Raw genomic sequence first — 8,920 nt, forward strand, 5'->3', positions numbered from 1 at the left:
CATATGGATACCTCGCCAGATTGTAGTGGAGAAAATGTTAAACCGATTATTCATGACAATTATCAAGGAAAGGACTTAATTTTGCCAGATGACAACAATATTATAATAAAACTGTCTGAGCACAAAGACTTAAAGCACCAGATTGGCAACAATATTATCACCGCAAGTGGAACAACTTTATTAGGTGCCGATAATAAAGCAGGGTTAGCAGAAATTATGGAAGCGGCTGCCTTTTTAATGCGCAATCCTGATGTAAAACACGGAACCATAAAGCTACTTTTTACCCCTGATGAAGAAATAGGCCGCGGCGTAGATAAAGCCGATTTAAAGAAACTAGGTGCAGATTTTGGCTATACCATAGATGGGGAAACGCTGGGTTCAATCGAAGATGAAACCTTTTCTGCCGATGGCGCCACCCTTAAAATTTATGGCGTAAGCACTCACCCGGGCTTTGCAAAAGGAAAAATGGAAAGTGCCATTAAGATCCTTGCTGAAATTTTAGATTCGCTGCCAAAAGACACACTCACACCAGAAGCTACACATCAAAAAGAAGGATTTATCCACCCCGTAAGTATGAACGGACAGGTAGAAGAAGCAGAAGCACAGTTTATCATCAGAGATTTTACCGATGAAAAACTAGCCGCACATGGGCAGTTTTTAGAAGAAACCGTAAAAAAGGTGATGGCTAAATACCCAAAGTCTACCTATAAAATTAATATTAAAGCACAGTACCGCAACATGAAACAGGTGTTGGATCAGCATCCTAAAATTGTTTACCTTAAATTTAAAGCAGGTTTTAAAATCACCCCATTGGTCGGAGTGGAAATGACCATATACCTCCAATCCTTTGTTTTCAACTTTATCTATACTGGTAAAACGCTCATGTCCCAGCGCTTTCTTAAAGAAGTTATTAAATTTCATCTGGTTTCCGTCGTCGTAAAAGGCAACATCGATAGCAAATAAAGGAAACCACATTTTTTCATCGCCTTTTTGCAATGCGGTAATAGCGGCCTTCACTTTTGCATTTGATAATTTTGTTAAATCTATCGCCATGGGTTTCTGATTTTATTTTAAGCGAAAGTAAATGCGCGGGTAATAAAATAAATAGTGCTTTAAGCTTTTCATTTGCTTAAGCTTTATTAGTAATCAAAATTAATAAAAAAGATATTTTTAAAGTACATCTTTTTGTTAATTTAGATTGCAAATGATAACTCTCGAGAACGATTATATAAAAGTTAGCCTGGCGGCTAAAGGCGCAGAACTTCAAGGCTTATTTAGTAAAGAAACCAAGCTGGAATATTTATGGAATGCCAATCCTAAATATTGGGCAAAACACAGTCCGGTTTTATTTCCTATTGTTGGCTCATTAAAAAAAAACAGTTTTACTTACCAAGGTAAAAGCTATGAGCTGCCACGCCATGGTTTCGCCCGCGATCATGTTTTTAATTTCGAAAAAATAAGTGAAACTGAAGCTGTTTTTACTTTAACCCAAAATGAAGATACCTTAAAAGTATATCCTTTTTATTTCGAACTGAAACTGAGGTATCAATTAATAGATAGAAAGCTGAGCTTAACTTACGAGGTAAAAAACACCGGTACTGCCGAGCTTTTATTTTCAATTGGTGCGCACCCGGCATTTGCGGTACCCAATACCCCCAATACCGTTTACGAAGATTACTATCTTGCTTTTAATAGCGATGAGAAATTAACTTTCTGGAAACTGGAAGATGGCTTAGTAGCCGACGAAACGGAGCTCATTGAACTGGGTGGCCACAGGTTAAACCTTAAACATGATTTGTTTTATAACGATGCGCTGGTTTTTAAAACCCTTCAAAGCAACTGCATCAGCTTGCTCAACAACAAAAACGATTATGGATTACATTTCCATTTCGATGATTTCCCTTTCTTTGGCATTTGGGCTGCTACCGATGCCCCTTTTATTTGTTTAGAGCCATGGTGCGGAGTGGCCGATGGCGTTAACCACGATCAGGAATTAACACGCAAAGAGGGTATAGTAAAACTTGGTGTAGGCGAAAACTGGTCGCGGTTTTGGGAAGTAGAGTGTTTCTAGATGGGTTATTGCTTATAGTTGGATACAAAATTAAGTTGGCTATCGGTAGTTTTTTGCTAACACTTGCCTTTGCCCTCTTCATGCTTTTCTTTGCAAATTACAGGGGCCCTTTTAATTATTCTGTTTTCGCAATATTGCCTCCAGTTTGTTATTAGCAACATTGCCGGCTTGTAAATGGCGTATTGAAGCAAACAAATAATTATGCACATTAAAATTTCTGTTATCGCGGTGTAGTGGAAACCACTACCCATAAAGGGGTATTTTTACCTTTTAATTTGATGTTAACATGTTGATAACTATATTTATAATGTTAAAATTAAATCAACGGGACGATTTAGATTAAAACGCGAAACCTTTCAGCAATGAAAGGTTTTTTTTTGCAAAAAAAACACGCCCTCAAAAAGAGGACGTGTTTACTCAAATCTAAAATTATTTTGGGACGATCGAGAATTATTTCATTAAATGTTTAATACCCTGCTACAAATATGAAAAAGATAAAGGATTTATTTCCGTTCAGTTTTATTCATCTGTAAAAGAATAACTTATCCAAAAGCTATTGCAAAATGAATAAAATATTTTAGCCTATTTAAAAACATATTTTCTCAAATTCGACAGCCGAGTTAAGGCCATCGCAACAAGATGGAACCATACAAGTTTATTAATTTGACGATGTCAAAAACGCCCTTACATTTGTCTCAAGTACACCCATTTTATCATTAAAAGGTGCAGTAACTTAGTTGTAAACAAAATAAATAAGATTATGGCAACCATGCACCCTTACTTAAACTTCGACGGCAAAGCCGAAGAAGCTTTTAATTTTTATAAGTCGGTTTTTGGCGGAGAATTTACCTTCTTTGCAAAAATGGGCGATGCACCCGAATCGGATAAATTAACCGACGAAGAAAAAAACCGTGTAATGCACGTAGCCTTACCCATTAATGAGCATACGGTTTTAATGGCGTCTGACTGTGTACCTTCGGCAGGGCATGTACTTAAAGAAGGCAACAACATGTACATTAACCTCAATGTCGAGAGCCGCGAAGATGCCGATCGCTTCTTTAACGGCCTTTCAGCAGGTGGCACCATCGAAATGCCAATGGACGATATGTTCTGGGGCGATTACTTCGGTAGCTTTAAAGACAGGTTCGGTATCCAATGGATGGTTAATTTTAGTAATGCTAAATAGTTAATCGCAGTTGAAATCCAGGGTATAACTACTCTGGATTTTTTAATATCCTGCCTTAAGCTTTGTTATTTTTCAGTAAATAGGCAGCACAGATTTTGTCAGCATTGTTGATTACGTTTATCCAGCAACAGACTGATCATTACAGACATTCAATAAAATCAGATAGTTAAAGAGTGTTAAATATATGGGATGAAAAAATTTGAATCACCATTTTTATTGAATGAAAAATCTAAAAATAACGTTATGCCTCACCTTACTGCTTGCATCCTCAGCACTGAACAGTAAAGCGCTTACTGACTCTGTCTGGGTAAATATTAAGATTACAGACACCTCATTCAACCATAAAACGCCAAAACTTTATCTCCAAAAACTGGGCGACAAAATTCGAACATCAATATCTCCTAGCAGAATTAAGGATGGTCAGTTCCTATTTGCATTTAAAAATGAAAATTATTTCGAATGCATATTACGTTTCGATTCTGACAATACTTCATTCGTACCCTTCTATTTATCTCCTGAAAGCAGTCATGTCGAAGTTGAATATTTTTTTCCTACAACAAACAAAATGGCTTTTATCAATCGATCAAGTGGTTCTAAAGCACAAGCTGATATTAAAAGGATTGAAGACAGAACCAATGAAATACTCCATCAAAATGGAGAAAAGCTTAGGCTAAAATATAAAGATTACGACAAGATAGCTTCGCGGGCTGATATCCGAAACGAAAACTATAATCTTAATCTGAAAGATAGATTTGAGTTTATCAAGAAACTGTCTTACGACACCACTGTTTATGCCCCGGTCTTATATCTGAACATTATTAATTCATTTGATGATTGGTCGGTTGATCAACTTAAGGCATTTGTATCCAATCAAAACCCAAGAGAAGCGGTTAGTATTTATCAGGAAATTAAAGATAACATAACTATTAAAGAAGCGGCATTTAAAGATGAGAAACTCAAAAACCCTGAAATACAATTGGCAATTAAGGCTATAGATCAGAAGTACATTTATCTGTCATTTTGGGCATCGTGGTGCGGACCTTGCCGTTGGAGCAACTTATCTTTACAAAATAATTCGAAAGATAAGTTTTTGCTTTTAAATCTTCACCAACGCATCAACCAAATCCTGAAAACCAGGCCTGTTTAATGGTGATGCAACTAAGCAGGCGTCTCTTAAGGTACCCAAAGCATTCGAACACGTTTCGCTTACCGTTTCGTTTTTTAACGAAAGTAAATCATCGAGCAGGTAACCATAAGCGCTCACTTCTATCCGCTCTAAAGCGGTGGCAAGTGTAACCTCAGCCTGATCATAAAAACTTGCAGCACCAAAATCGCCGAATAAAGTACTGCCCTCATCATCAATCAGGATATTGTGCGCATATAAATCGCCATGCATAATCCCGGCCTCGTGCAATTGCGCGGCTAAGGAGGCAATGGTTTTGGCAATACTCAGCAACTGTTTTTCCGACAGCTGCATAGCTTCAGGGAAAACATCCCTTGTACAACTTTCTAAACTCGGCGGATTACCCAGGTTATAAAAATGATGAGGAATGAGGTCCATCACCAGTCCTTTTTTATCTTCAGGGTGCAGGGCAATCTGCCCGATTAAATTAACCAAACCAGGGTGGTAACCCGCAGCAATGTAGGCCGTCATTTCATCTTCCGGCAAGCCATCGCTGGTTACATTGCCCTTAAATAATTTAACGGCTACCTCCTGGGTTTCATCACCAATAGTCCGGTTTGCTTTCGAAATAATACCCGATGCGCCTTCACCCAATAAATGGTTAATTTCTAAATCGTGCCAATTAATTAACGAAAGTGTTTCTACAGCAGGAGTTTTACTAAAGTTGTTCCCGGAAAATGCAATCCACGAAAGTTTAGGCATCATGGCAATCCATTGTGGCAGCTCATGCAGTTTATTAGCAGCAATCCGCAGTAACGATAAATTTTGGCAATTACTTAATTCATCAGGCAATTGCACCAAACGGTTGCCCGATAACATCAGCTTTTGCATCCGCGTACACTGCCCAATCTCTTTTGGCAATTCGGCAATGTTATTGTTTGTTAAAATCAGCCAGCGAAGATTAGGATTCAGTGATTTTGCAGGCACCGTTTTAATCTGGTTAGATTTAAAACCTGCAATATCCAGCAAAGGGCAGTCGGCCAATTGCTCAGGCATAACCGTGAAAAGGTTTTCTGAACAGAAGAAAATCTTCAATTTCTTTAAACGGCCAAAATCTGCCGGTAATGCACTTAATTTATTAAAAGATAAATCCAGCACCTCCAAAGTATCGGCCAACTCGAATATTTCGTTTGGAAACTCGGTTAGGTTTTCAGAAATTTTTAACGATACTGCTCCTTTAAGTTCGCCACTTTGTAGTGCTAACAGGTTTTGCATAGGTATACTGGTTTTAATTATTTGGAACGAAGATAAGGCTATATATTTATTTTAAAGATCAATGCTATGTTCCACATAAATTTGGTTAAGAAAATATTCATCATGCGATATGACTAAAAGCGTTCCCTGGTATTCGTTAATGGCCGCTGTTAAAATTTCTACATTCTGGATATCGAGGTTATTGGTAGGCTCATCCAATATAATCAGGTCGGGCGATTGGTTGCTGATGGTTAACGAACAAAGGATCAACCGCATTTTCTCGCCGCCACTTAAGGCCGAACAAGGTTTGTTCCAATCGGTTTTGCCAAACAAAAACCGGTTTAAACGGATTTTTACTTCATGCTCCTGCAATGCACCAGAGTTATATTGCTGGGTCTGTTCGTCAACTGTAAGTTGATTATCGATCAACGAATAATCCTGGTCAATATACATGGAGCTAATGTCTGCTTTGTTTAAACTTCCCACCAAGGGCTGGAGCTGCCCCAAAATAAGCTTGATCAAGGTGGTTTTGCCCGATCCGTTCCGGCCCCTTATCACGTAACGCTCAGCACTAAAAATCTGAAAACTAAGCGGCTCCTTCCAAAGTAGTTGATCGTGAAAAGCAAAATTGACCTCCTTAGCCTCAACAATACTTTTCCCTTTGTGCAGCCTGGCTTGGTTGAAACCGATCTTCATTTTGTCTGCATCAGGCAGCACAGACCTGAGCAGGCTTAATTCAGCAGAAATATGATCGAGCTTTTCGGTATGCACGGCCTTTAATTTTGCTGTACTTTTTTCTGCATTATTTTTTAACGTATTCATCGAAATGGTCGGCAATCCAGCTTTTTCCTGTTTTTTCTTCCCTTTGGCATCAAGCTTCTGCTGCCGCTCGATCGATTCCCGCTCCACTTCTTTAGCTTTGCGCAACGCTTTTTCCTTTGCTTTTAAATCATTGTTCAAAGCAGTATTTTCAATTTTCTTTTGCGCAGCATAGAAATCGTAATTTCCGCCATAAATGGTTATTCCCCGCTTACTTAGCTCGCAAACTTTCTCAATCTGGTTCAATAAAGTACGGTCGTGACTCACCACCACCAAAGTTTTCCTGGTCAATCGGATATAATCGTACAACCTGTTTCTGCCTTCCTGATCCAAATGATTGGTCGGTTCATCCATCAAAACAATATCCGGACGGTGTATCGCGATGCCAGCCAAAAATACGCTGGTTTTTTGTCCCCCGCTTAAACTTTCCATTTTTTGGTTTAAGTCTAAACCCTCCAATAGCCAATAACTCAAAGCTTCCGCGCAACGTTCCTCAATGGTCCAGTTATCGTTGAGTATAGTCAAATTTTCGTCGGTTACTTCTCCGTTGAGGATTTCGTTCAATGCTTTTAGTTTATCTTCAATCCTGAGTGCCTGCGCAACGGTAAAATCATTAAACTGACCAAAAAGCTGTGGCACATAATAAGGCACCGATTCCGTTTTAACATATCCGGCAGTTGGCCTGAGTTTACCCGACAAAATTTTTAAAAGTGTCGATTTCCCTGCCCCATTATGACCAATGAGTGCAATTTTTTCGTATTTGTTAATGGTAAGATTTAAGTCTGAAAACAGTAAATCTCCATTAGGATGGATGTAGTTAGCCCCTTGTAGAATAAGCATAAATTTCTTTTTTTATTGTAAATAATTGCAGGAACGGATCCGCTCTGCTGGTTATCTATTTTCTGAAAAGAAATGAATCTTACATGTATGGGGTGTTTTGGTGATGCTGCAAAGGTAAGGAATTTTTGCATTTTGCGAAAGGCGGGTGGTGTGGATTAGTTAATTAGTCCATAGTCTTTAGTCTGAAGTCGGTAGTTTGAGGCGCGAAGCGAGCTTGTACTGCGCAGAGTTAAAAGTGAAGGATCTTTTTAATTAACCAAAGACATAGAAGATCATACAAGCTCAATAGCTTTATATTTTCTTAAATCCTTTAAATGGTAAAAAACTTTACGCCCAGCTCTGCAACCTTTACGCCTTCACTCTGTTCCTTTGCGGTTAAAAAATATGGATGATGGATGATGGGGGAGGGTTATGTCTGAAGTCATGAGTCGAACAACGTGTCATTCACCAATATTTTTATTGAACCATATAAGACATAGAAGGTTCATATAAGCTCAAGGATCTTATATTTTCTTACATTCCTTAAACGGCAAAGAACTTTACGCCTAGCTCTGCGGCCTTTGCGCCTTCTCTTTGTGCCCTCTGCGGTTAAAAAAAAAGAAAAGATGGATGAGGGAGTTTAGTCCGAAGTCGGGAGTCTGGGATCGAAGATTGAGTGGTGAAAATTTTGTTTTAATCGTTCCAATTGTCATCCTGAAAGCATTGAAGGATCTTTTTCCGATGTTACACCTAATTAGTAAAGATCCTTCGTTACGCTCAGGATGACAATTTTGTACTCTTCCACCCCCTATCTCTATATTATCGTTAGCTCTTTATAGATTTTATCTATATAAATTTAAATTTGCATTAGAAATTTAATCGCATATATTTACAAAAAACTTTAGGGGTGCCTACGTGCTGAGAAATACCCTTTGAACCTGATGCAGTTAGTACTGCCGAAGGGAAAAGTGAAAGCAATCTTACATTGCTGTCTTTTCGATCTCCATTTTGGGGCAATCTCTATAGTTTTTCCAATTTTTTAAAATATGGAAGTAACTATAAACAATCAAAACTATCTGCTCAACGAAGCCTGTTCCATTGAACAGATGCTTGCTGTTGTCATTTCAACCGAAACAAACGGCCTTGCCATTGCCGTAAACCAAACCATTATTCCCAAATCAGACTGGGCAACCCATGTATTAAATCCAGCCGATCAGGTTATACTCATAAAAGCCACGCAGGGAGGATAATAGAATGAATAAATTTTGAATGATTGAATGTAAAGCATAGCCAATTCACTCCTTTCTGTCATTCAATCATTCTCTCACTCAATAACTCTCAATCCCTCATTCAATCACTCATTCAATCACTCAATAATTGATTCTACTGATATGAAACAAGAAAAAACACCGAACCAAGAGGTGATCAGCCGCAGTCCTTTTCCGGCCTCACGCAAAATCTTCGTACCTGGAAAAATCCATGATATCCAGGTGGCCATGCGCGAAATCAGTTTATCGGAAACCAAAATCCATAATGGATTTGGATTAACCGAGCCTAATCCGCCTGTTACGGTTTACGATACCAGCGGACCATATACCGATCCTAATGTTGTTATTGATGTAAAAAAAGGCTTACCGCGCCTAAGGGA

7 protein-coding genes, 1 pseudogene and 1 riboswitch are annotated in these 8,920 nt (G+C 38.6%); of the genes and pseudogenes, 6 read left to right on the forward strand and 2 right to left on the reverse strand.

Annotated features, from left to right (window positions below):
• The 4 genes from pepT to AC1DND_RS19645 all read left to right on the forward strand — a co-directional run.
• The coding region (gene pepT / locus AC1DND_RS19630) for a tripeptide aminopeptidase PepT (RefSeq protein ID WP_477584191.1) at nucleotides 1–963 on the forward strand (963 nt) is incomplete at its 5' end.
• Between the two features lie 241 nt (nucleotides 964–1,204).
• Nucleotides 1,205–2,071 (forward strand): aldose 1-epimerase family protein, encoded by an 867-nt coding sequence (locus AC1DND_RS19635; protein ID WP_477584193.1) that lies wholly within the window; start codon nucleotides 1,205–1,207, stop codon nucleotides 2,069–2,071.
• Nucleotides 2,072–2,831: 760 nt separating this feature from the next.
• The gene (locus AC1DND_RS19640) at nucleotides 2,832–3,257 is read left to right on the forward strand and encodes a VOC family protein (RefSeq protein ID WP_215165533.1); all 426 of its coding nucleotides are present in this window, start codon (nucleotides 2,832–2,834) and stop codon (nucleotides 3,255–3,257) included.
• A 220-nt stretch (nucleotides 3,258–3,477) separates the two neighbouring features.
• The gene (locus AC1DND_RS19645) at nucleotides 3,478–4,404 is read left to right on the forward strand and encodes a TlpA family protein disulfide reductase (protein WP_477584195.1); all 927 of its coding nucleotides are present in this window, start codon (nucleotides 3,478–3,480) and stop codon (nucleotides 4,402–4,404) included.
• On the opposite strand, the gene AC1DND_RS19650 is transcribed toward AC1DND_RS19645, so the two are convergent.
• Complete coding sequence (locus tag AC1DND_RS19650; protein WP_477584197.1) at nucleotides 4,354–5,655, reverse strand: leucine-rich repeat-containing protein kinase family protein; 1,302 nt, start codon at nucleotides 5,653–5,655, stop codon at nucleotides 4,354–4,356. The genes AC1DND_RS19645 and AC1DND_RS19650 overlap by 51 nt on opposite strands.
• 51 nt (nucleotides 5,656–5,706) lie before the next feature.
• Entirely contained in the window at nucleotides 5,707–7,293 is a 1,587-nt protein-coding gene (abc-f, locus tag AC1DND_RS19655; RefSeq protein ID WP_477584199.1) for a ribosomal protection-like ABC-F family protein, read from the reverse strand.
• Between the two features lie 872 nt (nucleotides 7,294–8,165).
• A riboswitch (TPP riboswitch) is annotated at nucleotides 8,166–8,254 on the forward strand.
• A gap of 64 nt (nucleotides 8,255–8,318) precedes the next feature.
• On the opposite strand from abc-f, the gene thiS reads away from it, so the two are divergent.
• Nucleotides 8,319–8,522 (forward strand): sulfur carrier protein ThiS, encoded by a 204-nt coding sequence (gene thiS / locus AC1DND_RS19660; RefSeq protein WP_029277981.1) that lies wholly within the window; start codon nucleotides 8,319–8,321, stop codon nucleotides 8,520–8,522.
• A 141-nt stretch (nucleotides 8,523–8,663) separates the two neighbouring features.
• Nucleotides 8,664–8,920 (forward strand): annotated as a pseudogene (locus AC1DND_RS19665) (phosphomethylpyrimidine synthase ThiC); the annotation flags it as partial.

This window comes from Pedobacter sp. 01N416, from assembly GCF_056399685.1.

Coding starts and splice junctions, on each gene's coding strand:
- AC1DND_RS19635 (WP_477584193.1), top strand. CDS start 1,205: ATGATAACTCTCGAGAACGATTATATAAAAGTTAGCCTGGCGGCTAAA.
- AC1DND_RS19645 (WP_477584195.1), top strand. CDS start 3,478: ATGAAAAATCTAAAAATAACGTTATGCCTCACCTTACTGCTTGCATCC.
- abc-f (WP_477584199.1), bottom strand. CDS start 7,293: ATGCTTATTCTACAAGGGGCTAACTACATCCATCCTAATGGAGATTTA.
- AC1DND_RS19650 (WP_477584197.1), bottom strand. CDS start 5,655: ATGCAAAACCTGTTAGCACTACAAAGTGGCGAACTTAAAGGAGCAGTA.
- AC1DND_RS19640 (WP_215165533.1), top strand. CDS start 2,832: ATGGCAACCATGCACCCTTACTTAAACTTCGACGGCAAAGCCGAAGAA.
- thiS (WP_029277981.1), top strand. CDS start 8,319: ATGGAAGTAACTATAAACAATCAAAACTATCTGCTCAACGAAGCCTGT.